This is a genomic window from Ruegeria sp. AB6 (assembly GCF_056542685.1).
In genome coordinates this window covers 627,169-653,489 of the sequence record NZ_JBQGAD010000001.1, presented here as the reverse complement: position 1 = coordinate 653,489, position 26,321 = coordinate 627,169, and the positions used below count along the sequence as shown (strand labels likewise).

The following is a 26,321-nucleotide window of genomic DNA, read 5'->3' as shown; positions in this document are numbered from 1 at the left end:
TATTCTTGAACAGAAGAACAAGGGGCATGACTTGCGGCGCATCTGCGCTAGTATCGGGTTATGCGCTGGGTGGTTGCGATATTGTTGGTGATTTCGGGTGGGGCTGCGGCGCAGGAGCGGCGGCCAAGCCATTGTATTGCTATAGCGGATGCAGCGCCTGGAATCGAGTATGTTCACAAAGCCGCTTGGACGGACCCGGTGCCGGAGTTTTCGGTTCGGATCAGCTATGTCGCCCATGCTTCGTTTCTGATCCAGACGCAGGGCGGGTTGAATGCGGTGACGGATTTCACAGGGTTCATCGGAAGTGCCGATCTGATCCCGGATGTGGTCACGATGAACCATGCTCATAGCACCCATTGGACGGCGCATCCCGACCCGGCTATTTCGCATGTCTTGCCCGGTTGGGGGGAGTTCGGGCAGGGGATCGAGCATCATCTGGATTTGGGTGAGATGCTGGTGCGCAATGTCTCGACCGACATTCGTTCGGTCTATGGCGGGGTTGAGGAGCGCGGAAACTCTATCTTTGTTTTCGAAATCGAGGGGCTGTGCATTGGCCATCTGGGGCATTTGCATCATGTCCCGTCGGACGAACAATTCGCAGCCTTGGGGCGGCTGGACGTGGTCATGGCCGCGGTAGATGGGGGCACGACCATGCCTCTGCCCGAGATGATTGAGGTGCTGAAGCGGTTGAAAAGCTCGGTCATTATTCCGATGCATTGGTTTTCGGGCTTTTCGCTGGATCGGTTTCTGGTCGATATCCGGGATGAGTTCCCGGTTGAGCGGGATGGTATCTCGGAATTGACTGTGTCGCTGCGCACATTGCCGGATCGGCCGACGGTGGTGGTGCTGGAGCCGCAATACTTGATTGAGCTTGAATAGGGCTTGTCGGGTCCGGCGGAGTTGGGCAAGGAATGCCTATGACATTGAATCCTGCTGACGAAACCTTTGCTCAATCCCTCCGCGACACTCTGGGCGATGGTGTTTTGCGTGTGCCCGAGCCGCGATATGCAGAGGAGCCGCGCCGCAGATTTTCAGGACGGGTCGGTCTTGTCGCGGCCCCGCGTCGAACGGAAGAGGTCGCGGCGCTGATACGGTTGGCGTCTGCGGCGTCGATACCGGTTGTGCCTTATGGGGGCGGAACCGGGCTGGTCGGTGGGCAGGTGATGCCTGATGGGCCTGCGCCGCTGTTGATCTCTTTGGAGCGGATGACAGCTATCCGCGCGGTTTATCCGACCGAGAATATTCTGATTGCCGAGGCCGGAGCCGTTCTGGCTGATATTCAAGTGGCTGCCCGGCAAGCAATCCGCTTGTTTCCTCTGTCTCTGGCTGCGGAAGGGTCGTGCCGGATTGGCGGCAACCTTGCGACCAATGCGGGTGGGGTCAACGTCCTGCGCTATGGCAATGCACGCGATCTTTGCCTGGGGCTTGAGGCGGTTCTGCCCAATGGGGAGATCTGGCATGGGCTCAGCCGGTTGCGGAAGGACAATACCGGTTATGACCTGCGCAATTTGCTGATCGGGTCTGAAGGAACGTTGGGGATCATAACCGCGGCGTCGCTTAAGCTGTCGCCGTGTCCTGCCGCGGTTGGAACGGCTATAGTGCAGGTCTCTTCGCCCGAAGCTGCCATTGATTTGTTGGCCCTTGCGCGGGATCAGCTGGGGGACGGTGTCAGCACGTTCGAACTGATCCACAGACAGGGGCTGCACTTTCTGTCCGAGGTGCTACCGAATGTACGTCAGCCGTTTGCATCCCTGCCGGAATGGTCCGTATTGATCGAGATTGGATTGTTCGGCGATATTGCACCTCAGGAGGCACTTGAGACGCTCTATTCAGCGGCTGAGGCAAGGGGTTTGGTCCGGGATGCCGTGATCGCGCAAAGCGAGGCGCAGCGGGCTGATCTTTGGGCCGTTCGCGAACGTATCCCCGAGGCGAACCGGCTGATCGGCTCAGTTTCGAGCCATGATATCTCCGTGCCGATCTCGGAAATCCCCGCGTTTATCCGACAGGGGGCAGAGGTTGTTGCCATGTTGGGGCCGTTTCGCATCAACTGTTTCGGTCATCTGGGGGACGGCAATCTTCACTACAACGTGTTTCCCCCGGCAGGGCGTAGTCGATCTGATTTCGATGTGCAGCGGGCCCCGATCAAGCGTGCCATCCACGATCTTGTGCACAAGTTCGGTGGATCGGTTAGCGCAGAGCATGGGATTGGACGGCTGAAGACAGATGATCTGGAACGCTATGCCGATCCGGCCAAGCTGGCTGCAATGCGGGCGATCAAGTCTGCGCTCGATCCCAAGGGGATCATGAACCCCGGGGCTGTTTTGTCGGTATAAGTGCGGCCCGGGTACCCCCGAGCCGCGCGCCGTTTTACGAGGATGGCAGGATCACTTTGTCGATAACGTGGATCACGCCATTCGTCGTTTCGATATCGGCCTGAACGACTGAGGCGTCATTTACCATCACGCCGTTGTCCAGATCGATTGTCACGTCGCCGCCTTGCACGGTCGCAGCCTTCATATCGTCGGACAGATCACCCGACATCACTTTGCCCGGTACCACGTGATAGGTCAGAACAGCGACCAGCTGGTCTTTGTTTTCGGGCTTGAGCAGAGACTCAATGGTCCCTTCAGGCAGGGCTGCGAAGGCTTCGTCAGTCGGGGCGAAGACCGTAAATGGACCTTCACCTTTCAAAGTATCCACCAACTCGGCGGCCTGAACAGCAGCGACCAGAGTTTCAAAGCTGCCCGCGCCGACAGCGGTATCCACGATGTCTTTCTTGGCTCCGGCGAAAGCAGCGGTGGCGATCAGGGCGCCGGACACGCCGGCAATTGCGAATTTGCGAAACATGATAAAAGGTTCCCTTGTTGGGATGCCCTTGGTGGCATCAACAGTGGTACGCGCGCTATTCAAAACAGGATCACTGAATATGTTGATGACTTTAACTTGAAGCCGCCAAACTCTGCGCTAAGCCAGCGTAGAACGAATTTTCAACTCACAGCTTTGTGATCAGTTTGCAGTCAGAGACCTTCGAATTCGCACAGGACATGCACATCCATGTCCATCTCCTCCAGCAATTTGCGACCGCCAAGGTCGGGTAGGTCGATGATGAACGCGCAAGAGATGATCTCACCGCCCAATCTCTCGATCAGTTTGATCCCGGCGGCAGCTGTGCCCCCGGTGGCCAGCAGATCATCGACCACCAGGATTTTTTCGCCGGGCTGGATCGCGTCGTCGTGGATCTCAACGATAGCCTCACCATATTCCAGCTTGTAGTCTTGGCTGATCGTCGTGCCGGGTAGCTTGCCCTTTTTGCGGATCGGGACGAACCCGACACTCAGTTGGTGGGCAATCGCGCCGCCCAGAATGAAGCCGCGGGCCTCAAGTCCCACAACCTTGTCAATCCGCTCGCCTGCATAAGGGTGTAGCATCTGATCAATCGCCATGCGAAACCCGCGCGGGTCGGCGAACAGCGTTGTCACGTCCCGGAACATGATCCCTTCATGGGGGAAATCGACGATGGTTCGGATGTAATCCTTGACCGTTTTGTTTCTGGACATGGAAGGACCCCTTTGGCGTCAAAACACGCTGGGCTGTTTGGCCCATTGGGGTCGGTCATGCAAGGATTGATTGCGAGTGTTTATTTATGACGTCCCGCAAGAATGGTCGGAAAGCTTTTATAGCGATACAGCGCCGAGGGCAGCCAAGCCAGGTGAGGTTTGCGCCAGTTGCGCTGGTCTCGCAAAAGAAATGCCTGAGCAGCATGAAGGTTCATTGCCATATTCCTTATTAATTGATAGGTGCTCGATAACTACAATTTCTATGCGATGTATATACAATGCATCTCGGAAAGAATCAAGACTTTGTCAGGGATATAAAGCGTGGCCAAGAAAGACGGTAAGGGTTCTACCAAGAAAAACAGTCAGTTGGTCCTGCGTCTGGACAAGGATGAGCGGGACGCTTTTGTCGAACTGTGCAAAGAGTTGGACACTTCGGCCGCCCGCGAAATTCGGCGGTTCATACGCGGCTTCATGAAGGAAAACGCCGAAGACTAGGCTGGACGGCGCAAAACCGCAGTCGCGACACCCATTCCGATCAGGGCCAGCCCTCCGAACCGGGTCATGGCAGTGATCACGCCCGCTCGTCCGATCATCACCCGCAGCCGATCTGCCAGCAGCGCATAGGCTAGCGCGTTCAGCCAAGCGAGTCCGACGAATGTGGCGATCAGGATGATGAATTGCGGGCCCAGAGGGTCCGAGGGGCGCAGGAATTGCGGCACGAAAGCAATGAAAAAGGCAATGGATTTCGGGTTTAGCGCCGTCACGGCTGCTGCGTGACCGAACACGCTGCGGGCAGTGACGTCCCGGCTGGTCTCGACGGTGCTCAACCCACCGGATGGGGCGCTGCGCAGCAATTTGATGCCAAGCCAGATCAGATAGGCTGCCCCCACCCATTTCAAGACCGAAAACAAGGTGGCCGAGGCCAGCACCAGTGCGCCTAAGCCTAGCAAAGACGCGGTCATGGCGATCAGATCTCCGACGGCAACGCCAGTGGCCGAGGCCACGGCAACACTGCGCCCTTTGGACAGAGCATAACTTAGCACCAGCAGGACGGTCGGTCCGGGGATCAGCAACAGTGCAGTCGAGGCAGCCACAAAGGCCAGCCAGAGATCAAGGGACATGGGGGCTCCTGTCAGAATAGTACCGCCAGAAAGCCCTGCGATACCGAGAAGGTCAAGCCGCACGTGGCTGAGTCATGCGACGCATCAGGCCCTCAAGCGGTCCACGCGTGAACCAACGCGACCAAAGCAGGCCCGCCAGTGAAGACAGTATGCAAAAGCCCAGCGCATAGAAGACAATCTGAGCAGGGGAGAGAGAACCGTCCAGCAGATCTGCTTCCTCTAGCGCGCCCATACCGATCAGGATATGCGCGACATACAGTGTCAGGCTGATCCGCCCCGGCGCTGTCAAAGCTGATGCGACGCCCAAGCGTTTGAGCTTTGGCCACAGTTTCAGCAGCAGCCCGATCACCACGCAGGCCGATCCGGTTCCGGCGAGGATATAGAATGGTCCGGGCGGAATGGATTCGGTGCCCAGGTAAGCGACCAGGTCAGGGTCCTTGACCAGCATCGAAGGAAACATTGCAAGCACTGCTGCGCCGAACCCCCACATGATCAGGCGGTGTTGGATACAGATCGTGTGGAGTTCTGACCGCCCAATTGCCATGCCAATCAGCAGGAACGCAGCCCATGGCAAAACCGGATGCCAGCCGTTGAAGACCGCGTTGCGCAGAAAACCGGGTAAGGTCCAGAGGTCGTTATACGTCAGGGTCGCCCAGTTCCATCCATTGCTGTAGTCGAAGGTCAGATTGGCCAGTACAGCCAATCCGACGATACCCAGAGCGCCCAACCAAAGGCTTCGCGCCGAGGCGGTCAAAAACGCTGCGCCGACCACAAAATACAATGCGTAGAAATGCACGATGTCGGCGCCAAACACGTTCATGTTGATCAGCCCCAATCCAAAAAGGAACAAAGCACGCCGCAGCAGCAGAGGGGCCGCGATGTGTGACAGGCTGATGCCGATCCCGGCCAGGATCACGAACAAGGCCGCTGCACGCCCCTCCAGCGCATCGACCAGAGCCGTCGCCCAGCCGCCATCCGGCGCAACCTGCGCCGCGATCCGGAAATTCACCAACACCATACCGCAGAACGCCAAAAACCGGGCTGCGTCCAGTGCCTCCAACCGTTTCATGCTTGTCCTCATCGTTGTCGCCTGCGGTTCTGTCGGGTCTTTGTGGCGCAAGTGCGGCTGCACCCGGTAAACAAATCGCGAGCGGCTGCGCCTGTTTTCAACCTTGACCCTATCCAACCCGCGCGCAGGGCGGTATTTCCGCAACAGTCTGAAGATTGCATTAAACCGCGCGGTCACGCCTTGAAACACAGGGCAGGGTTCCCAGTCTATGAACAGGCAGATTTCAACCGGGAGGAGGCACATGGCACAGGTGCAAACGGATCATCCACGCAACACGGGGCATGGTCTCACAAGCGCGCGGCTCAAAAGGGCGCTGATCCTTTTGGTTGCGATCTGTGCTGCTGCCTATGCCGCGATCCTTGGGTATATGTACGCCAACCAACAATCGCTGTTGTTCAAACCGGGTGAGACGCTACCTGTGCCGGCAACGGTCGGTCTGGCGGATGTAGAGGTGCTTGCACTGCCCATGGCCGATGGTACCCAGCTGGCTGTGTGGACGGCTCCTCCGGCCACCGAAGGCGCGCCTACAGTGCTGTTTTTCCATGGTCAATCCGGCAGTCTGGCGGATCGCGCGGATCGGATGCGTGAAATCCTCAACAGTGGTTTAGGCCTGTTCGCCCCCAGCTATCGCGGCTTTCCGGGTAGTGAGGGCACGCCCTCTGAACCAGCGCTGATCGGCGATGGGATCCAGATGTATGACCGCCTTGCTGCCGAAGGTCACACGGTCGTTCTGCATGGGCAAAGCCTTGGAACCGGCGTTGCCGCCGCGGTGGCCGCGCAGCGCCCTGATGCACGCCTCTTGGTGTTGGAGGCACCGTTCACCGCAACGGTCGATGTCGCCGCTGAACGCTATCCGTTCCTGCCGGTCTCAGCCCTTATGAAAGACCAATTCGCGACCCGCGACCTGATTGATCAAATCACCGTGCCAACGCTGATCTTCCACGGCACGGCGGACACGACCATCCCGGTCCATCACGGGCAAGCTCTGGCCGAAATGGCCGGAGACAACGCGCAGCTTTTCATCATTCCCGACGGTACGCATGACGACCTCTGGTCCCACGGCCTATGGGATCAAGTACAACAGGCGCTGATCAACTAGCGGTCACAGAATCCGCCCGGCCACCGCATCCAACTTGGCCAGCAGGGCCGGGTCACGTTTTTCCGGTGCGGTCAGAATGGCGTATTCCAGCGCTCGGTCACATCCATGCGGGCAGGGGGCGCGGTCTGTTCCCAAAAGCGCGGGCAACCCTTTGACCAGGGCCCTGCCTTTTTCCGCGTTGCCGGTCAGGGTGGCGATGATGGCGGTCACGTCAACCTCGCCGTGGTCAGGGTGCCAACTGTCGTAATCCGTGACCATCGCGATTGAGGCGTAGCACAGCTCGGCCTCGCGGGCGAGTTTCGCCTCGGGCATGTTGGTCATGCCGATCACGTCACAGCCCCAGTGTTCGCGGTACATCTTGGATTCCGCCAGAGATGAGAATTGCGGGCCTTCCATCGCCAGATAGGTGCCGCCCCGGTGGATGTTGATCCCGGCGGCCTTGCCTGCGGTTTCACACGCATCCGACAGGCGCGGGCAGGTGGGATGGGCTACGCTGACATGCGCAACGCAGCCGGTACCGAAGAAACTTTTCTCGCGCGCAAAGGTCCGGTCGATGAACTGATCGACGATCACAAAGTCCCCCGGCGCCATATGTTCGCGAAACGATCCACAGGCAGAAACCGAGATCACATCGGTGACACCCAGCCGTTTCAACGCGTCGATATTGGCGCGATAGGGCACCTCGGTCGGAGAATGCACATGGCCGCGTCCGTGACGGGGAAGGAACGCCATTGCTACACCGTCCAATGACCCGGTCAGAATCTGGTCCGAGGGATCGCCCCAAGGCGTTTCAACAGTGACCCATTCTGCATTTTCCAACCCGTCAATGTCGTAAATGCCTGATCCGCCGATGACGGCAATCTTGGTCTGGGTCACGTGCTTTCTCCGAGTTGTTGTGCGAGTTGAAGGATTTGTGCGCCGAGCGGCGGCGGCTGACAAGGGGCAATGCGGGTTATTGTGACGTCAACAGATTGCGCGCTTGCGCCTGTTGTTGGAAATCCGCCCAAGCGGCGCTGAATTCCTGCAAAGGCCATGTCAGGTCTTGCGCCTGCCCATGCCTGTCGCGGAATTCGAACCGATAGGCCTCGCCCTTCAGCATGGCTTCAACGATCTCATCCGCACCGACGCCGTCAAACGTGCAGCTCAACCCGGTCAGACATCCGGGTCTGCGCATGCGCCAAACCGCTCCGTCCTTTCCATCGATCCGAAAGCCGGATGGCCAGAACAAAGTGCCGGGCTCGATACCGAACTCGATCTCCACGCCATCCGGGGCAAGGGTGATAAAGATGAACTGTGCTCCAAATTTCGGGCGCAGCGAAAACACCTCGGCACGGCGAATGTAACAGCGTTGCTTGAGCGCGCCGTATTCCTCGCGCTCATCGCAGATGGAATTCCAAACCCCGTAGGTTTCATAGTGGGTCACACGCCAGTTGCTGGCAGTGTCATTACCCTGCAAGTCCTGCGCTATAGCGGCAATAGGGGTCAGAAGAAACAAGATCAGCCATCGCATGGCGCGAAGGTGTGCCCCCGGTGTGGCAGGTTCAACTCACGACTCTGTGAGATATCGGCTATGCGCCTCGTGCATAGCAGCCTCCCGCCTGGTGCGGTGGCTCAGAGGGCGGATGACAGGTAGAAGGCCCCTTTCGCGCGCAGATCAACCGACAGGACATTCCATGCCCAGAGCCATGCTGGCAAGCTTTGCCAACCGTATTGCCAAACCCGACCTGCGTTGGGTGCCGGATGAAGGGCTGACACCGTCCCGTTTGCGGATCGAACTGCTGTCTGGCCTGACCGTGGCTCTTGCGTTGGTTCCCGAAGCGGTTGCATTTGCCTTCGTCGCGGGCGTGCATCCGTTGGTTGGCCTCTATGCTGCCTTCATGGTCGGCCTGATCACGGCGCTGATCGGCGGGCGCCCGGGTATGATCTCGGGCGCGACCGGGGCCTTGGCGGTTGTGATGGTGGCGCTGGTGGCGGAGCATGGCGTGGAATACCTGTTCGCGACCGTGGTTCTGATGGGCATCCTGCAAGTGATTGCCGGGGCGATGCATTGGGGCCGGTTTATCCGCTTGGTGCCGCATCCGGTGATGTTGGGCTTTGTAAACGGGCTGGCGATCGTGATCTTTCTGGCGCAGCTTGGGCAGTTCAAGGTTCCGGGCACAATGGAGAACACCGGCCACGGCATGGGCGGAGGTGAGTGGCTCTCGGGTCTGCAGCTTTACACCATGCTGGGCCTGGTCGCGCTGACCATGGCGGTGATTTGGGTCATGCCGCGCATCACGCGTGTTGTTCCGGCCCCTCTGGCCGGGATTGTCGTTGTTGCCGCGCTGGTGATCGGCTTTGGCCTGGATGTACCGCGCGTAGGCGATCTGGCCTCGATCGAAGGCGGCCTGCCGCATTTCCACATTCCGATGGTGCCGCTGACCTGGGAAACCATTGAAATCATTCTGCCCTACGCCGTCATTCTGGCCGCCATCGGCCTGATTGAATCGCTGCTGACCCTGAATCTTGTGGGTGAAATCACGGGCAAACGGGGCGGAGCGTCACAGGAATGCATCGCGCAAGGCGTGTCCAACGTCGCTACCGGGTTCTTCGGTGGCATGGGCGGCTGCGCGATGATCGGCCAGTCGATGATCAACGTGAAATCCGGTGGTCGAACTCGAATCGCTGGCATCGCGGCAGCCTTGTTTTTGTTGATTTTCATCCTTTTCGCGTCCCCGCTGATCGAGCAGATTCCGCTGGCCGCATTGGTCGGCGTGATGTTCATGGTGGTCATCGGTACCTTCGCTTGGAACTCGTTCAACATCATGCGCAAAGTGCCCCTGATGGATGCGTTCGTCATCGTGCTGGTGACGGTTGTTACGGTGATGGAGGACCTTGCGGTTGCAGTTGTCGTCGGCGTCATCGTCTCGGCTCTGGCCTATGCCTGGAACAACGCCAAGCGCATCCATGCGATTACACGGGATTCTGAAACAGAGAAAGGTGCGAAAGTCTACGAAATCCAAGGCCCTCTGTTCTTTGGTTCTTCTGACGGATTTGTCGAACTTTTCGATGTCCCGAATGATCCCGAGACCGTCATAGTGGATTTCGCCGAAAGCCGTGTGGTCGATCAATCGGCCCTTCAGGCGATCGAAAACATTGCTGGCAAATACGAAGCGGCCGGTAAACGCGTGATGCTGCGCCACCTGAGCCGAGATTGCCACAAGCTGCTGAACAAAGCTGGTCACCTTATGGTCGATAGCGACGATGACCCTGACTACGAGATTGCGGTGGATTACTCTGTCCGTACGGGCATTCTGGGCGGCCACTGAGTATTTAGCGAGGCTCTGCCTCGCGCTCCGGGATATTTGGGGCCAGTTGAATGAAGGATCCCCTGCTTCATCTGGCTAAAAATATGCCGGGGGAGTCGCCGAATAGGCGGCGGGGGCAGCGCCTCCTACACGGTTAGTCATCCGGGCGGTTGAGTGAGAATAGTTCAGTAACCACCGAATAGTCGCGGTATCCGAGCCGTGCCAGTGGCTGAAACGCCGTGACGTCGAACTTGCCATCCTTCAAACAGTCATCGCGAAGGTGGACACCGGTGACTTCGCCGAAAACAACGCGGTTCGCCGCGCCGGGCAGTGTGACGATCTGGGTCAGCTTGCATTCCAGGGCGGCGGGCGCGTCCTGAACCCGAGCACATGGGATCGTCTCGCACTCCACTGCAGTCAAACCTGCGTGGTCGAATTCATCCACATGTTTTGGTAACCCGGCGGAGCTGGCATTCATCGCATCACGATGCGCATGGGCGACAACGTTTACGCAGAAAACGCCTGTTGCTTCGATATTGGCGAGACTGTCTTTGCCGCCGTCTTGGTCGGGTTTCGTCCCGGTCGTGGCAAACATCACCTGTGGCGGTGTATACGCGACCCCGTTGAAGAAGGAGTACGGCGCCAGATTGTTGATCCCATCGCCGTCGCGGGAAGAGATCCAGCCAATCGGGCGCGGGGTTATGATGGCGTTGAAAGGGTTATGCGGCAGGCCGTGGCCGTCTTCGGGGCGATAGAACATATGAACTCCAAGCGTTTGCCCAAGGCGTAACGAAGTGCTAGGGCGAATTCCAGCAAGGAAAAGAGGGCAGGGGTGCAGCAATTCACGATCAAGCCGGAGGACCCGGACGATTGGTGGGAGGTCGAGGCTTTGTACGACCTGTGCTTTGCGCCTGGGCGCGAGGCGCTGTCCTCGTACCGGTTGCGCGATGATGTTCCGCCGGTTGAGGGCTTGTCTCTAGTGGCCCGAGATGGTGAGGGCATTTTGGCGGGGGCGATCCGGTTCTGGCCCGTTCATGTGGGGACCTTCGATGCGTTGTTGCTGGGGCCGGTGGCCGTGCACCCCACCCATCAGGGGGAGGGCTTGGGCGGTTTCCTCATACACGAGGGCTTACAGGCAGGTCTTATCAGAGGATGGGAGCGGGTGATGCTGGTGGGCGATGCACCTTATTACAGTCGTTTCGGCTTCGCCCGCCTGACCGGAGTTGAGATGCCGCCGCCCACCAATCCCGAACGGGTTCTGGGGGCTGAGCTTGCCTTGGACGCGTGGACGGATGTCAAAGGTCCTGTAACGCGTTGGGACCGATGAACTATTGAAAAAACGGGGCATAGTGCCGATCTTTTTAGGACAGGAGGGCACGCATGCAGAACGTTGTTCTTGTCGAAAAACTGGATGCCGAGGCAGAGTTGGACCGGCTGGCCGGGTACTACCGCTCGGCGGGTGGGCCGGGTGTTCGGTTGCTCAACAGTCTGGGCGGATCTGCGGAAACCCTGCTGGATCAACTGCCCCCGTCACTGCGAGAGGCGTTGACCGGAGCAACCGAGCAGGCGCTTTGGGTGGCCATGCATGCCGCCGAAGGGTCGCGCAGGGCGGTGCCGGATCAACGACCTTGGGTGAATACGGCTGTGACCACGGCCATGGGCGCAGCAGGCGGTGTGGGCGGAGTGTCGACCTCTTTGGTGGAATTGCCCGCAACGACCACGATGCTGTTGCGCGCCATACAGGGTGCTGCCGCACGAGAAGGGTTTGACCCATCGGAAGACGGTGTGAAATTCGATTGTGTGCAGGTTCTGTCCGCGGCGGGTCCGCTGTCCTTCGACGATGGTGCGGATTTCGGGTTTTTTTCAGCTCGGATGACGTTGACCGGACCGGCCCTTCAAAAGCTGATCGCCACCGTCGCGCCGAAACTGGCGGTGGTGCTGGGGCAAAAACTCGCCGCGCAATCCGTACCTGTTTTGGGGGCGCTTGCTGGTGGTGGGACGAACTATGTCTACACACGCTATTACCAGCGTATCGCCCGCGTGCATTTCGGTTTGCGCCGATTGGCCAGTGATGCCGATATCCCGCATGACGATCTTGTGCGAAAACTGGCCGCACGCATGTGACGCTTGGTGGAGTTCGCCAAGTATGGTAGGAGTTCTGCGACGACCCTCTAAATAAGTACAAAAAACCAAAGCTTTGGGCGTCGCAGGTGTTGAAAGGGGCGCAAGGCATGAGCAGGCTATGGCGGTATCAACTGCCGGAAGCAGACAGGATTCCGGTTCAACAACAATCCGCCGCTTTGTGTTACCGTTTGCGTGCCGGCGCCCCCGAAGTTTTGCTGATCACAACTCGTAGGTCGGGCCGCTGGATCATTCCCAAGGGCGGATTGATCAAGGGGATGTCCTCGTCCGAGGCAGCGCGGCAGGAAGCCTGGGAAGAAGCGGGCGTGCGTGGGGTCTGTTCGGCTGAGATGATCGGGCGGTACACGCACATAAAACAACGGCGCAAAAAAGAGGCGGTCCTTTGCCTAGTGGAAGTGTTCCCGCTGATGGTAACGTCTTTATCGGAGCGCTATCCCGAATGCGATGATCGTGAGCGCGCATGGTTTTCGGTGCAGGAAGCGGCAGCGCAGGTGGATCAGCCTGAACTCGCCCAAATGTTACGGCGGGTGCCAACGCAGTCGCATTGATCTGCAGACTGGGGCTTGTCATTGTTTTGATGGTCAGTATCTATTCGGCAATCGCAATCTGGACGGATCATGATTCAATACGCCTTGAAATGCAGCCAGGGCCACGCGTTTGACAGTTGGTTCCAATCGGCCGCCGCTTACGGCAAGCTTGCCGGGGCAGGCATGGTGGTCTGTGCCATCTGTGGCGACGCTTGCGTTGAAAAGGCGATCATGACCCCGCGTGTGCGCCCAGCCAGAAAGGTCGAGGCGCGCAGCGAAACACCTGCCAAGGAAGAAAACCCGGTCGAGATGTCGGTTCCGCCCGCCGAGCTTGAGAAGGCGCTGTCCGAGTTGCGGCGCAAGGTCGAGGAAAACTCGGACTACGTGGGTAAGGATTTCGCGTCCGAGGCACGCAAAATGCATTTGGGTGATGCCCCAGAACGGGCTATCTATGGTGAAGCCAAACCCGAAGAGGCCAAGGCCCTGATTGAGGACGGCGTTCCTGTCGCGCCCTTGCCCTTTATCCCCAGCCGCAAAAGCAACTGATCCTAAGTTTACCGAGGGGCCAACGCCGCCGTGGGGATTTCGTAGACCTCGCCGGGGTCAACGAAGATCACCATGACGTTTCCCTGAGTCTCATAGCTGAGCCGCGCGGCGGAATCGGTGGATTCTGGGACGCCGTCGGCGAAATAGATGTTGCGCACCTCGCCATTGCCCATGCCAACTGCCAGAGTTATCCGTCCATCGTCTCGATGGCGCAGCTCGGCGTTGCAGCTGCGCAGGGGTTCGCCCGCATTGGTGGCACAGGGTACGGTTCCAAGCGCGTTCTGCCCATCTGTTGCGGCAAGCGAGGCTTGCTGAGCCAAAGCGGGTGTGGACAATAAGACAAAAGCAAGAGCTAGGCGGGGCATGGGGAACCTCTTCACAAATGGAATGGGGCCAAGCTGACACCGTGGAGGGGGGATGTAAAGCACCCGTTAGACCGCAGTGGAAAAGGTTTTGAACACTTGCCCTTGCGGCCCCCCTGACATAAGACGCTCGGGATCTGAATTCCAAGGCGCGGAGACACCAGCCCCCATGCCCGTACTCGTGATGAAATTCGGCGGCACATCTGTCGCCAACCTGGACCGCATCCGCCGCGCTGCGAAACGTATCGGCGTCGAGGTGGCAAAGGGCTATGACGTCATTGTCATCGTCTCGGCCATGTCCGGTAAAACCAATGAGTTGGTAGGCTGGGTGAACGAAACCTCTCCGCTGTTTGATGCGCGCGAATATGATGCGGTTGTATCCTCGGGCGAGAATGTGACCGCCGGCTTGATGGCGCTGACGCTTCAGGAAATGGATATCCCCGCCCGCAGCTGGCAGGGCTGGCAGGTGCCGCTGATGACCACCAGCGCCCACAGCCAGGCCCGGATCGAGGAAATCCCGACCGAGAACCTGAACCAGAAATTCGGCGAAGGCATGCGAGTTGCCGTCGTCGCCGGGTTCCAGGGCATCAGCCCCGAGGGCCGCATCACCACGCTGGGTCGCGGTGGATCGGATACGACGGCGGTGGCCTTTGCCGCAGCTTTTGGCGCGGAGCGGTGCGACATCTATACCGATGTGGACGGCGTCTATACCACCGATCCGCGCATCTGTGAAAAGGCGCGCAAGCTGGATCGTATTTCGTTCGAAGAAATGCTTGAATTGGCCTCGCTTGGGGCCAAGGTGCTGCAGACCCGCTCGGTCGAGCTGGCGATGCGCTACAAGGTGAAACTGCGCGTTCTCTCAAGTTTCGAAGAACAATCCGACGAGGCCGGTACGCTGGTCGTCGATGAGGAGGATATCATGGAATCCAATGTTGTGGCCGGTGTGGCCTATTCCCGCGACGAAGCTAAGATGACCGTCGTGTCCGTGGCAGACCGCCCCGGCATCGCCTCGATCATCTTTACCGCGCTCAGCGATGAAGGCGTAAATGTAGACATGATCGTGCAGAACATCTCGGACGAGGGACGCACCGACATGACGTTCTCGTGCCCGACCGATCAGGTGGCACGCGCCGAAAAGGCATTGCTGGCGATCAAGGATGCGGGTGAGTTGAACTATGCCGAACTGGTCGCCGACGAAGACGTCTGCAAGGTTTCGGTGGTTGGCATCGGCATGCGGTCGCAATCGGGTGTTGCGGCCAAGATGTTCAAAATTCTCTCGGATGAGGGGATCAACATCAAGGTCATCACAACCTCCGAGATTAAAATTTCCGTCCTTGTGGACAGGAAATACATGGAACTTGCGGTTCAGGCACTGCATGATGCCTTTGAACTGGACAAGGCGGCCTGAGCGTTTCAGCCAAAGGTCTTGCCTGACGCACTAATTTGGGTGGGCCATGGCGGACGGTACCGAAACTGAATCCCGCAAGCTGCTTGGGCGGCTGCGCGAAGAGATGGCGAGCGAGGCCGCCGGTCAGGAACGTCTTGACCGGATCACCCACCTGATCGCCGATAGTATCCGGGCCGAAGTGTGCTCGATCTATCTGTTTCGCGATGAAGACACATTGGAGCTCTGCGCGACCGAAGGGTTGTCACCCGAGGCTGTTCATAAGACCCGAATGCGCATGGGTGAGGGGCTTGTGGGTCGTGTAGCTAAGTTCGGCAAAATCGTGAACACACCGAATGCGCCTGCCGCCAAGGGTTTCCGTTATATGCCTGAAACCGGGGAAGAGAGATTCTCGTCTTTCCTGGGTGTGCCGATCCAACGTCTGGGTGAAAAACTTGGTGTTCTGGTGGTCCAATCCCGCGACGCGCGGGAATACTCGGCGGACGAGGTCTATGCGCTGGAAGTAGTCGCCATGGTGCTGGCCGAGATGACCGAACTGGGTGCCTTTGTGGGTGAGGGTGCGGCTCTGTCGCCACGACACCAGCAATCGGTACAGCTGAGCGGCGGCCCGGCGCAGGAAGGCTCGGCCGAGGGCCATGTCTGGTTGCACGAGCCACGCGTGGTGGTCACCAACCCCATTGCCGAAGACCCTCATCGCGAACGTGAGCGGCTGACCGAGGCCGTCGATGAATTGCGGGTCGGCGTCGACAAGATGCTCGAGATATCAAAGGATGGCGATACCGAGCAGTTGCAGGTGCTGGAAGCCTACCGGATGTTCGCGAATTCCAAGGGCTGGATGCGCCGGATGGAGGAAGACATCGCTCGCGGCTTGAGCGCCGAGGCGGCTGTCGAAAAGGAGCAATCGCAGGCCCGGGTGCGGATGGGGCAAGTAACGGATCCCTACCTGCGCGAACGTTTGGCTGATCTGGACGACCTCAGCAACCGTCTGCTGCGTATTCTCACCGGGCAAGGCAACACCAATGGCGCGGATTTGCCGCCTGACCCGATCCTGATCGCTCGGAATATCGGGCCCGGAGACTTGCTGGAATATGGCAGGTCGCTGAAAGGGATTGTGCTGGAAGAAGGCTCGGTCGGAAGCCACGCAACGATTGTGGCGCGGGCCTTGGCGATTCCGCTGGTTGTGCATGTGGGCCGAATTACGACCGAGGCGTTGAACGGGGATCACATCCTTGTCGACGGTGACAACGGCAGCGTCCATCTGCGCCCCGAAGATTCCGTCGTCACTGCCTTCCGCGACAAGATCGCCATGCAGGCGCAGGCGCAAGAGAGATATGCCTCGATCCGCGAAACGCCTTGTGTGACCCGTGATGGCGAGCGGATTAATCTGGTGATGAATGCGGGTCTGATGGCGGATTTGCCTTCGCTGGGCAATTCGGGGGCCGAGGGCGTAGGCCTGTTTCGGACCGAGTTGCAATTCCTGATCCGCAATCAGATGCCGAAACGGTCCGAGCTTGTGACGCAGTATCAGCGGGTTCTGGACGCGGCGGGCGAAAAGCGCGTGGTGTTCCGGACGCTGGACATCGGTTCGGACAAGGTTCTGCCCTACATGAAACACGTGGAAGAACCCAACCCCGCGCTGGGTTGGCGCGCAATTCGGGTGGGGCTGGACAAACGCGGCGTGATGCGGATGCAGTTGCAGGCTTTGATGCGCGCCGCCAATGGCCGCCCGCTGACGATCATGTTCCCATTTGTGGCACAGGCTGACGAATTCCGTGATGCCAGGTGGGAGGTCAACAAGACCATTGAACGCGAAAAGCGTCTGGGTCACGTCCTGCCGGAAAAGATCGAAGTGGGCGCGATGCTGGAAACGCCCTCGTTGGCTTTTGCGCCGCAGAAGTTCTTTGACGAGGTGGATTTTGTCTCGATCGGGGGCAATGACCTGAAACAGTTCTTCTTTGCCGCTGACCGCGAGAATGAACTGGTGCGCCGCCGCTATGATACGCTGAATGTCAGCTTCCTCAGCTTCATTGAGCGCATCGTCGAGCGCTGCAATATCTCGAACACGCCACTGTCGTTCTGCGGTGAGGATGCCGGTCGCCCTGTTGAAGCGCTTTGTCTTGCTGCGATGGGCATCCGGTCGCTGTCGATGCGGCCTGCCTCGATCGGGCCGGTGAAAAGCGTTCTGCTACGGGCTGATCTGCAGTCTCTGCGCAAGATCATCGCAGATGCGCGGCACCGGGGCGAACAATCCGTGCGCCCCGCTGTCATGGAGTGGCTGCGCAATCAGGGCTGAGCGGGCAGGGGTTTTGAAACTAATTTCAAATCCGGTGTTGATTTATGCGTCGGATTTCATTAATTCGGCGGTGAATGTTAGCGATAACATAACTGGTAAACCCAGTGAGTTCTGAAGGAGCCTGTCGATGGTTTCACGCGTAATCCCGGTTAATCCCTTCGATCTGGTGCTGTTTGGCGCGACCGGAGATCTGGCGCAGCGCAAGATCCTGCCCGGCCTGTATCATCGCTTCCAGGTCGGCCAGATGCCGCCCGAAGCCCGGGTGATCGGCACCGCGCGCTCGGATATCGACAGCGCCGCGTTCCGAGATCAGGTCCGCGCGTCGATGAAGGAATTCGCGCCGGAGTTCAAAAAGGATGTGCTGGATCGGTTTCTGGCACAGGTCGAATATGTCTCGGTGGATGCACTGGGGAACAAAGGCTGGCCAGAGCTAGCCAAAATGCTGCGCCCGGACGTGGTGCGCGCCTTTTACCTGTCGGTCGGTCCCAGCCTGTTTTCCGGGATAGCACAACGCCTGAACGACCACGGCGTGGCAACGCCTGACAGCCGGATCGTCGTGGAAAAGCCGTTCGGGCACGATCTGGCCTCGGCCAAGGCGCTAAACGAAGGGCTGCGCGGCTGTTTCGAGGAACATCAGATTTACCGTATCGACCATTATTTGGGCAAGGAAACGGTGCAGAACCTGATGGCCTTGCGCTTTGCCAATTCCCTGTTCGAGCCGCTGTGGAACGCCACTCATGTCGACCACGTTCAGATCACCGTCGCTGAAACCGTCGGGGTCGAAGGGCGCGGGGCCTACTACGACCAATCCGGCGCGATGCGGGATATGATCCAGAACCATCTGGTACAACTTCTGTGTCTGACGGCGATGGAGCCGCCTTCGAAATTCGCGCCCAACGCGGTGCGCGATGAAAAGGTCAAGGTGATCGAGGCGCTGGAACCGGTCGACGCAAGGGACATCGCCCGAGGTCAGTACCGCACCGACAAGGGTGGCGACGGCTATCTGGACCATGTCGGAGATCCGGCCAGCCGCACTGAAAGCTACATTGCGCTCAAGGCGCATATCGGCAACTGGCGCTGGGCCGGGGTGCCGTTCTATCTGCGCACGGGCAAGCGCCTGCGGGCCCGCGAATCCGAGATCGCGGTGTTCTTCCGCGACCCGCCGCATACGATTTTTCCGAATGTTGGCCCTCTGCATGGCAACGTGCTGGTGATCCGCCTTCAACCGGACGAAGGCATTACCCTGCGCACCACGATCAAAGACCCCGGCCCGGGCGGTTTCCGTCTGTCTGATGTGGCGCTGGACATGAGCTTTGCCGAGGCGCTGGGCGCAGATGCGCGGGCGCAGGACGCCTATGAGCGACTGGTCATGGATGTCATTCGCGGCGACCAGACCCTGTTCATGCGCGGGGATGAGGCCGAGGCCGCCTGGGCCTGGGTCGATCCTATTATAAACGGCTGGGAACAGCGTGGTGACCGGCCTGCCAAATACGATCAGGGCAGTTCCGGCCCAGAGGAAGCCCTGATGCTGATGCATCGGGACGGACGCCGCTGGCGTCAGATCGGAGGGTAATCATGGTTCATTCCGTCATCACCGACGTCACTCAGCGCATTATCACGCGCAGCGCCGATCTGCGGGGCCCGCATCTGGAACGGATGGAGCGGGCCAAATCCAAAGGCCCCGCTCGCGCGCACCTGTCCTGCAGTGGACAGGCCCATGCCTATGCCGGTGCGGGCGAGGATCAGCAGTCCATGGCCACCGGCACGGCAGGCAATCTGGGCATCGTCACCGCCTATAACGACATGCTTTCGGCCCACCAGCCGTTCGAACGCTACCCCGCCCTGATCCGCGATGCGATCCGCGCGGCAGGTGGAACAGCGCAGGTCGCGGGCGGCGTGCCTGCGATGTGCGATGGCGTCACGCAGGGCGAGGCGGGGATGGAGCTGTCTTTGTTCTCGCGCGATGTGATCGCGCTGGCGACCGGCGTGGCCCTCAGTCACAACACCTATGACGCTGCCGTTTTCCTAGGCGTCTGCGACAAGATCGTCCCCGGCCTGATCATTGGGGCGCAGGCGTTTGGCCATCTGCCCGCCGTCTTCCTACCCGCCGGTCCTATGACCAGCGGCCTGCCAAACGACGAAAAGGCCAAGGTCCGCCAGAAATTCGCCGCCGGAGAAGTCGGCCGCGACGAGTTGATGAAGGCCGAAATGGCCGCCTATCATGGCCCTGGCACCTGTACCTTCTACGGTACTGCCAACACCAACCAGATGCTGATGGAGTTCATGGGCCTGCACCTGCCGGGCTCTAGCTTCGTCAACCCCAACACCCCCCTGCGTGATGCGCTGACCGAGGAAGGCGCGCGCCGCGCCCTGTCGCTCAGCGCGCTGGGCAACCACTATACGCCCGTATGCCAGATCCTCGACGAACGCGCTTTTGTGAACGGGATTGTCGGCTTGATGGCTACGGGGGGCTCCACCAACCTGCTGATCCACCTGATCGCCATGGCGCGGGCAGGGGGTATCGTGTTGGATTGGGAGGATTTCTCTGACATTTCCGCCGTGGTGCCTCTGGTCGCGCGGGTCTATCCCAACGGTCTGGCCGATGTGAACCATTTCCACGCCGCAGGCGGACTGGGCTATTGCATCGGTACTTTGCTGGAGGACGGCCTGCTGCATCCAGACACGCTGACGGTCGCAGGGCAGGGGCTGCATAACTACACCAAGGAACCTAAGCTGAAAGGTGGTGACTTGGTCTGGGAAGAAGGTGCAGGGCATAGCCTGAACGACAAGATTCTCCGTCCGGCCAGCGACCCGTTCCAACCCACCGGTGGCCTGTCACGCCTGACGGGCAATCTGGGAACGGGCGTCATGAAGGTCTCGGCCGTTGCCCCCGAACATCAGGTGGTCGAGGCCCCGGTCCGCGTGTTCCACGACCAAGACGCGGTCAAAGCCGCCTTCAAGGCCGGAGAGTTCACTGACGACACCATCGTCGTCGTCCGCTTTCAGGGTCCAAAGGCAAACGGGATGCCCGAGCTGCATTCTCTGACGCCCATGCTGTCGATCCTGCAGGGCCGAGGCCAAAAGGTCGCGCTGGTCACCGATGGCCGCATGTCGGGCGCTTCCGGCAAGGTCCCCGCTGCGATCCATGTGGTCCCCGAGGCGCTGGATAGCGGCCCCATCGCCTGCCTGCAAGACGGCGATATCCTGCGGGTCGACGCAGTAAAAGGCGATTTGGAGATCCTGACGCCCGGCGTGCTGGATCGTAGACCTGTCACCGCCGACCTCAGCGCCAATCAGCACGGCGTGGGGCGGGACCTGTTCGGAGCCTTCCGCCAGAATGTCGGGTCCGCTGACACTGGCGCCAGCATTTTCGGAGTGTAAACCATGTCCAAAACCCAACGCACCCGCGAGATTTGCGCACTGGCCCCAATCGTGCCGGTTCTGGTCGTCGATGACGCGGCTCAAGCACGGCCTCTGGCCGAGGCTTTGGTCGCAGGAGGCCTCCCCGCGCTTGAGGTCACCCTGCGCACGCCTTCGGCGCTCAGCGCGATCCGCGCCATGGCTCAGGTGCCGGGTGGTGTGGTTGGTGCTGGTACGCTGATCACCCCAGAAGACGTCCGCGCAGCGAAAGAGGCGGGTGCGCAATTTGGTGTCTCACCGGGTGCAACCGACGCTTTGATCGCCGCATGTGAAGCCGAAGGCTTGCCCCTGCTGCCGGGTGCGGCCACTGCCTCTGAGGCGATGCGCCTGTTTGGGCAGGGCTATGACATGCTGAAATTCTTCCCGGCCGAAGCGTCCGGTGGTGCCCCCGCGCTCAAAGCGATCGGCGCGCCGCTGCCGCAAATCACATTCTGCCCAACGGGTGGTGTGTCGCCGTCAAATGCACGCGATTACCTGTCTTTGTCGAATGTTGTTTGCGCAGGCGGTAGCTGGGTCGCGCCCAAACAGATGGTCATGGACGGCGACTGGACCGGGATCGAAAAACTTGCACGTGAGGCGTCGCAGCTGATGGATTGACGCCGCGCGGGACGTCACTAAATTGGGCGTCAATTCAGACAGGTAGACCCCATGACAAACCACATCTCTCTCGCGCAAGGGCGCGAGTATCTGGCCATCCCGGGCCCCTCAGTGATGCCGGATGCCGTGTTGCAAGCGATGCATCGGCCGTCGCCCAACATCTATGATGGCGCACTGATCGAGATGATGCCCGCCCTGACCCGCGACCTCAAACGCGTGGCGCGAACCGAACACAACGTGGCGATCTACATCGCCAACGGTCACGGCACGTGGGAGGCGGCACTGTCCAACGTGATCGCTCCGGGTGAGGTGGTTCTGGCCCCAGCGTCCGGCCGGTTCACCTATGGCTGGGCCGAGATGGCCGAAGGCATTGGCGCCAAGCCGCAGCTGATTGATTTTGGGACCTCTTTGCCTTGGAATTTTGACCTCATCGCTGATGCATTACGCGCTGACAAAACACATGAGATCAAAGCCGTTTTGGCAGTGCATGTGGACACGTCGACTTCCGTACGCAACGATATTCCAGCATTGCGTGCCCTGCTGGATGACTTAGGCCATCCCGCTCTACTGATGGCCGATTGCATCGCATCGCTCGGGTGCGACCGGTTCGAGATGGATGCATGGGGCGTCGATGTCATGGTCACCGCCTGCCAGAAAGGACTGATGACCCCTGCAGGAGTAGGCTTTGTCTTTTTCAACGAAAAAGCCGCCGCCAAACGCGCCACCATGCCCCTCGTTTCGCAATACTGGGATTGGGTGCCGCGCGCCCAGCCCGACCTGTTCTATCAGTATTTCGACGGCACCGCGCCGACCCATCATCTCTACGGCTTGCGCGCCGCGCTAGACCTGATCCACACCGAAGGGCTCGTACATGTTTGGGCACGCCACGAACGCCTTGCCACCGCCATCTGGACCGCCTGCGAGACATGGGCCGAAGGCGGCGCGCTGCATCTGAACGTGGCGGACCGCGCATACCGCAGTCACGCAGTCACAGCGCTGCGCCTAGTGGACGGGCAGGGCACCCCGCTGCGCCACTTCACCGAAACCCAACTCGGCCTCACCCTTGGTATTGGCCTGGGGATGGATGACTGGGACGGCTGCTTCCGCCTCGGCCATATGGGTCATGTCAACGCCCAAATGGTGATGGCGATGCTGGGCGGGGTCGAAACCGCGCTCGCGGCGCTGAACATCCCGCGCGGTAAAGGCGCGCTCGAAGCCGCCGCCGCCGCTCTCGCGGCCTAGAGCGTAGATCCGCCCTTCATCTGGCTAAAAATATCCTCGGGGGGAATCGCGCCAAGCGCGATGGGGGGCAGACAGCCCCCCCGCTCGCTCACTATGCGAGCCCAGCTCAGGGAAAACGCGCCTGCGCCTCAGCCAGCGCCTTGGGCAAAGCTGATGCAAACGCATCCAGATCCTTCTCTGCGCCGCAGCTGATCCGAATGCATCGGTTCTGAGGCGCCGCAAATGGCATCCGCACGAAAATGCCCTGCGCAACCAGCGCCTCCAACACCGCCTTGGCAAACTCTCCGTCACACCCGCAATCAATGGCAACGAAATTGGTGGCCGAGGGCAGAGGCTCCAACCCATGTTCCCGTGCGATGACACCAATGCGGTCCCGCGCCGCCGCAATGCGGTGCTGAACATGGGCCAGCCATTCATCATCCTGCAAAGCCGCCAAGGCCCCCGCCTGCGCCGCGCGGTTCATTCCGAAATGATTGCGGACCTTGTTGAACGCTGAAATCAACGCCGGTGCCCCGATCCCATATCCAACCCGCGCGCCTGCCATGCCGTGAACTTTGGAAAAGGTACGCATGCGGATCAGGCGCGGGTCGTTTGCATCGACCGGGGCGGCGGTGCCCTCGGGGGCGCATTCTACATAAGCCTCGTCAAGAACCAGCACGCAGCCTGCAGGCAGCTTGTCCATCGCGGCGACGATATCTGCACCCCTGTGCCAAGTGCCCATTGGGTTGTCCGGGTTGGCCAGATAAACCAACTTGGCACCTACCTCAGCCGCCTTGGCAAACAGCGCCACGGGGTCCTCATGGTCATCTCTATAAGGCACCTTGTGCAGCACCCCTCCGAACCCGGCCACGTGGTAGTTGAAGGTAGGGTAGGCCCCGTCCGAGGTCACAACGGCATCGCCCGGCCCGACAAATAGGCGCGCCAGATATCCCAGCAGCCCGTCAATCCCCTCGCCCACAACGATATTCTCGGGCGCAACGTCATGGTGATCCGCCAAAGCATGGCGTAAGTCGTGGTTTTCGGGATCGCCATACATCCAGATCCCGGTCCGCGCCATCGCCTCAATCGCACGCGGAGAGGGGCCAAAGACGCTTTCATTGGCCCCCAATCGAGCCAGAAAAGGCGCACCGCGCTGCCGCTCCTGCGTTTCTGGGCCGACAAAAGGCACGGTGGCGGGTAGGGATTGGGCAAGTGGGGTAAAGCGGAACTCTGTCATGAAGGCAGATAAACGTAAGGTCATCCGTCAGGCAAGCTTGCGCTGCGGGCAAAACACCCGCACCCTTGCGCCAAGCCACAACGGAAGGAGCGCACATGCGCATCGCAATCGGTCTGATCCTAATTGGTCTCGCCTATCTGCTTTTTTGGCCGGTCGCAGTTGAGCCCGTCGTCTGGGACGCCCCAAAGGCCCCTGGTTTTACGGGCGAATTCGCCGAAAACAACGCGCTGGATCGGCTTGAACTGATCTCCCTGCCCGACGGCGAGGAGGGCCCTGAAGACATTGCTGGTCTGCCTGATGGCACAGTCTTTACGACCACACAGTCCGGAGCGCTCTATCGCATTGATCAGGATGCGCCGCAGAAGGTCGACGATCTTGGCGGCCGACCGTTGGGTCTGAAGGCCGGTCCTGACGGAGCCCTCTATATCTCGGACAGCTATCGGGGACTGATGCGCTGGACCGGGCCGGGGAATTTGGAAACGCTAGTCTCTGAAATTGACGGCGCACCGGTGACCTACGCCAACAATCTGGACGTCGGGCGTGATGGCACGGTTTATTTCTCGAACTCGTCCGACCGTTTCGACCCGGAAACCATGGGGGGTACCAAACCCACTTCGGTTCTAGCGATTTGGGAGCAATCGCCCACTGGCTATGTCGCCCGCTATTCGCCGGAGGGCGCCGTCGAAAAGATCGCCGAAGGGTTTGTCTATACCAATGGGGTCGCGCTCTCGCCTGACGAAGATTTTCTGCTGATCGCTGAAACCGGGCGCGCTCGGGTGCACAGGCTGTGGCTGACTGGTCCCAAAGCGGGAACACAAGAGGTGTTTCTGGACAACCTGCCGGGCTATCCAGACAATATCAAAGCCCAAGGCGACGGCACCTATTGGCTGGCCTTCGCCAGCCCGCGCGTACCGACTGAGGCGCTGATGCCTTATCCGTTTCTGCGCAAGGTGATCTGGCGGTTGGGGCCGATGGTGCGGCCCGCCCCGATCCATCGGGGTATGGTGATCCGCTTCGACGGCAACGGGACGATCCTGCAAAACCTGCAAGACCCCGCTGGGCGTCTGGGCATCACGACCGCAGGGCGGATTGTAAGTGATGACTTCTATGTCATGACACTGGATTCGCCGTGGTTCGGCCGAATGCCTGCCGAAAAGCTGCCCTAACGTTGATCTGGAACTTGGTGACGCTTGCAGGCATGCTTACCTCAACCGGTAATAGGAGGTCCGCATGTCACGCGTATCCGTCGAATACAAAGATCACATCGCTCATGTCACGCTGACGCGCGGCGACAAGATGAACGCGTTGGATGACGCGATGATCAAGGCGATTTTGTCTGCGGGGCAAGAAGTGGCGGCTTCGGACGCGCGAGCGGTGGTGTTGTCGGGCGAAGGTAAGAGTTTCTGCGCTGGTCTGGATATGGCGAGCTTTGCCAAGATGGCCCATATCGACCCGCGCGAATGGCTGATGGCCCGCAGTCACGAAGATGCCAACGAGATGCAGGAACTGGCTTTGATCTGGCGACGCCTACCCATGCCGGTAATTTGCGCCATTCAGGGCGTGGCCTATGGCGGCGGGTTGCAGATCGCCTTGGGTGCGGATGTGCGCATCGCGCATCCTGACACCAAACTGGCCGTGATGGAGATGAAGTGGGGCATCATCCCCGATATGGGCGGTATGGTGTTGCTGCCCAAGCTGGTCCGCTCGGACGTTCTGCGTCTGTTGACTTATACTGCACGGCCTATCGGCGCGTCGCAGGCGGCGGATTGGGGTTTGGTGACCAAACTCTCTGACGATCCACTGACCGAGGCCATAGCGCTTGCCGAAGACATCGGGGGCCGCAGCCCGTCGGCCATCCGCGCGGCCAAGCGGCTGATCGATCTGGCCGAAACTCAGCCTCGCGCCGAGGTGCTGATGGCCGAATCCGCCGAACAGGTTGAGTTGATTGGCAAGCCCGAGCAGATGGAGGTCATCGCGGCCCAAATGCAAGGTCGCAAGCCCGTCTTCAAGTGATCAGCGCATAAATGCGCGGCGGGCGTCGCGGGCCATGTTATAGCGCATCTCAAGATCGGCGATGCGCGCCATCACCCGTTTGCGCGCTTGCGGATCGCTCAGTGTGGCATAGTCCTGCCGGGCAGCGTCGAGTTGTTTCTTGATCGTGAATTCTTCGGGCAAAACACCGGCCTGCGCCATGATCCGATGCCCGGCGGCCAAAGCAGGATCGGTTTGCGCTTCGCCGGATCGGTCGGGCAGGGGGCGGCCTTCGCCTTCAAGGCCCTCTAGCTGCCCCTCGGCCTGCGCCTTTTGGATCTGGCGTTCGATGAGTTTTGCTAACGACCCGAACATGGCACTATTCTAAAGGCTGTCTCTGAAACTGAAAACCCCGCCACGGGTGGTGCGGCGAGGTTTGGGATTTCCGTATATGGAACGAGAAGAAG

Annotated in this window: 27 protein-coding genes; 17 read left to right on the top strand and 10 right to left on the bottom strand. The window is 59.9% G+C overall.

Annotation, left to right across the window (positions count from 1 at the left end):
• Positions 1-60 precede the first annotated feature (60 nt).
• Positions 61-879, top strand: coding sequence for an MBL fold metallo-hydrolase (locus tag ACR0DB_RS03280; protein ID WP_480548860.1), 819 nt, complete (start codon positions 61-63; stop codon positions 877-879).
• Between the two features lie 38 nt (positions 880-917).
• Positions 918-2,333: an FAD-binding oxidoreductase gene (locus ACR0DB_RS03275; RefSeq protein WP_480548858.1), complete on the top strand. Its 1,416-nt coding sequence runs from the start codon at positions 918-920 to the stop codon at positions 2,331-2,333.
• 34 nt (positions 2,334-2,367) lie between these two features.
• Here the strand turns inward: ACR0DB_RS03275 and ACR0DB_RS03270 are convergent, their stop codons facing one another.
• Both ACR0DB_RS03270 and ACR0DB_RS03265 read right to left on the bottom strand, forming a co-directional pair.
• A complete protein-coding gene (locus ACR0DB_RS03270) occupies positions 2,368-2,847 on the bottom strand; it encodes a fasciclin domain-containing protein (protein WP_480548856.1) in 480 nt (159 codons plus the stop codon).
• A 170-nt stretch (positions 2,848-3,017) separates the two neighbouring features.
• Positions 3,018-3,557 carry an adenine phosphoribosyltransferase gene (locus ACR0DB_RS03265; protein ID WP_170770004.1) on the bottom strand — a complete coding sequence of 180 codons (540 nt, stop codon included), beginning with the start codon at positions 3,555-3,557 and terminating at the stop codon, positions 3,018-3,020.
• Between the two features lie 321 nt (positions 3,558-3,878).
• Here ACR0DB_RS03265 and ACR0DB_RS03260 point away from each other — a divergent pair, with 321 nt between their 5' ends.
• Complete coding sequence (locus ACR0DB_RS03260; protein ID WP_170354960.1) at positions 3,879-4,052, top strand: hypothetical protein; 174 nt, start codon at positions 3,879-3,881, stop codon at positions 4,050-4,052.
• Here ACR0DB_RS03260 and ACR0DB_RS03255 read toward each other — a convergent pair.
• On the bottom strand, positions 4,049-4,678 hold the full coding sequence (locus ACR0DB_RS03255; protein WP_170770006.1) for a LysE family translocator: 630 nt from the start codon (positions 4,676-4,678) through the stop codon (positions 4,049-4,051). The genes ACR0DB_RS03260 and ACR0DB_RS03255 overlap by 4 nt on opposite strands.
• Positions 4,679-4,730: 52 nt before the next feature.
• Positions 4,731-5,747: a DUF418 domain-containing protein gene (locus ACR0DB_RS03250; RefSeq protein WP_480548854.1), complete on the bottom strand. Its 1,017-nt coding sequence runs from the start codon at positions 5,745-5,747 to the stop codon at positions 4,731-4,733.
• A 241-nt stretch (positions 5,748-5,988) separates the two neighbouring features.
• Here ACR0DB_RS03250 and ACR0DB_RS03245 point away from each other — a divergent pair, with 241 nt between their 5' ends.
• Positions 5,989-6,846 carry an alpha/beta hydrolase gene (locus ACR0DB_RS03245; RefSeq protein WP_480548852.1) on the top strand — a complete coding sequence of 286 codons (858 nt, stop codon included), beginning with the start codon at positions 5,989-5,991 and terminating at the stop codon, positions 6,844-6,846.
• 3 nt (positions 6,847-6,849) lie between these two features.
• Here ACR0DB_RS03245 and ACR0DB_RS03240 read toward each other — a convergent pair whose 3' ends face one another.
• Together ACR0DB_RS03240 and ACR0DB_RS03235 are read right to left on the bottom strand one after the other, a co-directional pair.
• Positions 6,850-7,722: an S-methyl-5'-thioadenosine phosphorylase gene (locus ACR0DB_RS03240; RefSeq protein WP_480548850.1), complete on the bottom strand. Its 873-nt coding sequence runs from the start codon at positions 7,720-7,722 to the stop codon at positions 6,850-6,852.
• Between the two features lie 76 nt (positions 7,723-7,798).
• Entirely contained in the window at positions 7,799-8,356 is a 558-nt protein-coding gene (locus ACR0DB_RS03235; protein WP_480548848.1) for an invasion associated locus B family protein, read from the bottom strand.
• Positions 8,357-8,519: 163 nt separating this feature from the next.
• Between ACR0DB_RS03235 and ACR0DB_RS03230 the strand changes: the two genes are divergently transcribed.
• A complete protein-coding gene (locus tag ACR0DB_RS03230) occupies positions 8,520-10,154 on the top strand; it encodes a SulP family inorganic anion transporter (protein WP_480548846.1) in 1,635 nt (544 codons plus the stop codon).
• Positions 10,155-10,287: 133 nt separating this feature from the next.
• On the opposite strand, the gene ACR0DB_RS03225 is transcribed toward ACR0DB_RS03230, so the two are convergent.
• The gene (locus ACR0DB_RS03225) at positions 10,288-10,893 is read right to left on the bottom strand and encodes a flavin reductase family protein (RefSeq protein ID WP_480548844.1); all 606 of its coding nucleotides are present in this window, start codon (positions 10,891-10,893) and stop codon (positions 10,288-10,290) included.
• A 72-nt stretch (positions 10,894-10,965) separates the two neighbouring features.
• On the opposite strand from ACR0DB_RS03225, the gene ACR0DB_RS03220 reads away from it, so the two are divergent.
• The 4 genes from ACR0DB_RS03220 (at position 10,966) to ACR0DB_RS03205 (ending at position 13,348) form a co-directional block, all read left to right on the top strand.
• Positions 10,966-11,460: a GNAT family N-acetyltransferase gene (locus ACR0DB_RS03220; protein WP_480502769.1), complete on the top strand. Its 495-nt coding sequence runs from the start codon at positions 10,966-10,968 to the stop codon at positions 11,458-11,460.
• 53 nt (positions 11,461-11,513) lie between these two features.
• Positions 11,514-12,257: an EcsC family protein gene (locus ACR0DB_RS03215; RefSeq protein WP_170782845.1), complete on the top strand. Its 744-nt coding sequence runs from the start codon at positions 11,514-11,516 to the stop codon at positions 12,255-12,257.
• Positions 12,258-12,364: 107 nt separating this feature from the next.
• Positions 12,365-12,823, top strand: a complete 459-nt coding sequence (locus ACR0DB_RS03210; RefSeq protein ID WP_480548842.1) for an NUDIX hydrolase — start codon at positions 12,365-12,367, stop codon at positions 12,821-12,823.
• Between the two features lie 69 nt (positions 12,824-12,892).
• On the top strand, positions 12,893-13,348 hold the full coding sequence (locus tag ACR0DB_RS03205; RefSeq protein WP_480548840.1) for a DUF1178 family protein: 456 nt from the start codon (positions 12,893-12,895) through the stop codon (positions 13,346-13,348).
• An 8-nt stretch (positions 13,349-13,356) separates the two neighbouring features.
• Here the strand turns inward: ACR0DB_RS03205 and ACR0DB_RS03200 are convergent, their stop codons facing one another.
• Complete coding sequence (locus tag ACR0DB_RS03200; RefSeq protein ID WP_170770017.1) at positions 13,357-13,713, bottom strand: hypothetical protein; 357 nt, start codon at positions 13,711-13,713, stop codon at positions 13,357-13,359.
• A gap of 166 nt (positions 13,714-13,879) precedes the next feature.
• Here ACR0DB_RS03200 and ACR0DB_RS03195 point away from each other — a divergent pair, with 166 nt between their 5' ends.
• From ACR0DB_RS03195 to ACR0DB_RS03170, 6 genes are all read left to right on the top strand, one after another.
• Positions 13,880-15,118: an aspartate kinase gene (locus tag ACR0DB_RS03195; protein WP_170753805.1), complete on the top strand. Its 1,239-nt coding sequence runs from the start codon at positions 13,880-13,882 to the stop codon at positions 15,116-15,118.
• A gap of 46 nt (positions 15,119-15,164) precedes the next feature.
• The gene (ptsP, locus tag ACR0DB_RS03190) at positions 15,165-17,408 is read left to right on the top strand and encodes a phosphoenolpyruvate--protein phosphotransferase (RefSeq protein WP_480548837.1); all 2,244 of its coding nucleotides are present in this window, start codon (positions 15,165-15,167) and stop codon (positions 17,406-17,408) included.
• Between the two features lie 127 nt (positions 17,409-17,535).
• Positions 17,536-18,981, top strand: coding sequence for a glucose-6-phosphate dehydrogenase (gene zwf / locus ACR0DB_RS03185; protein ID WP_170782839.1), 1,446 nt, complete (start codon positions 17,536-17,538; stop codon positions 18,979-18,981).
• A 2-nt stretch (positions 18,982-18,983) separates the two neighbouring features.
• Positions 18,984-20,789 (top strand): phosphogluconate dehydratase, encoded by a 1,806-nt coding sequence (gene edd / locus ACR0DB_RS03180; RefSeq protein WP_480548835.1) that lies wholly within the window; start codon positions 18,984-18,986, stop codon positions 20,787-20,789.
• Between the two features lie 3 nt (positions 20,790-20,792).
• On the top strand, positions 20,793-21,425 hold the full coding sequence (locus ACR0DB_RS03175) for a bifunctional 4-hydroxy-2-oxoglutarate aldolase/2-dehydro-3-deoxy-phosphogluconate aldolase (protein ID WP_480548833.1): 633 nt from the start codon (positions 20,793-20,795) through the stop codon (positions 21,423-21,425).
• 51 nt (positions 21,426-21,476) lie between these two features.
• Positions 21,477-22,667, top strand: coding sequence for a pyridoxal-phosphate-dependent aminotransferase family protein (locus ACR0DB_RS03170; RefSeq protein ID WP_480548831.1), 1,191 nt, complete (start codon positions 21,477-21,479; stop codon positions 22,665-22,667).
• Between the two features lie 106 nt (positions 22,668-22,773).
• Here the strand turns inward: ACR0DB_RS03170 and ACR0DB_RS03165 are convergent, their stop codons facing one another.
• Positions 22,774-23,883, bottom strand: coding sequence for a pyridoxal phosphate-dependent aminotransferase (locus tag ACR0DB_RS03165; RefSeq protein WP_480549101.1), 1,110 nt, complete (start codon positions 23,881-23,883; stop codon positions 22,774-22,776).
• 95 nt (positions 23,884-23,978) lie between these two features.
• Between ACR0DB_RS03165 and ACR0DB_RS03160 the strand changes: the two genes are divergently transcribed.
• Complete coding sequence (locus ACR0DB_RS03160; protein ID WP_480548829.1) at positions 23,979-25,049, top strand: SMP-30/gluconolactonase/LRE family protein; 1,071 nt, start codon at positions 23,979-23,981, stop codon at positions 25,047-25,049.
• A gap of 64 nt (positions 25,050-25,113) precedes the next feature.
• Positions 25,114-25,896, top strand: a complete 783-nt coding sequence (locus ACR0DB_RS03155; protein WP_170770023.1) for a crotonase/enoyl-CoA hydratase family protein — start codon at positions 25,114-25,116, stop codon at positions 25,894-25,896.
• Here ACR0DB_RS03155 and ACR0DB_RS03150 read toward each other — a convergent pair whose 3' ends face one another.
• A complete protein-coding gene (locus tag ACR0DB_RS03150; RefSeq protein WP_480548827.1) occupies positions 25,897-26,229 on the bottom strand; it encodes a DnaJ family domain-containing protein in 333 nt (110 codons plus the stop codon).
• Positions 26,230-26,321: the final 92 nt, after the last annotated feature.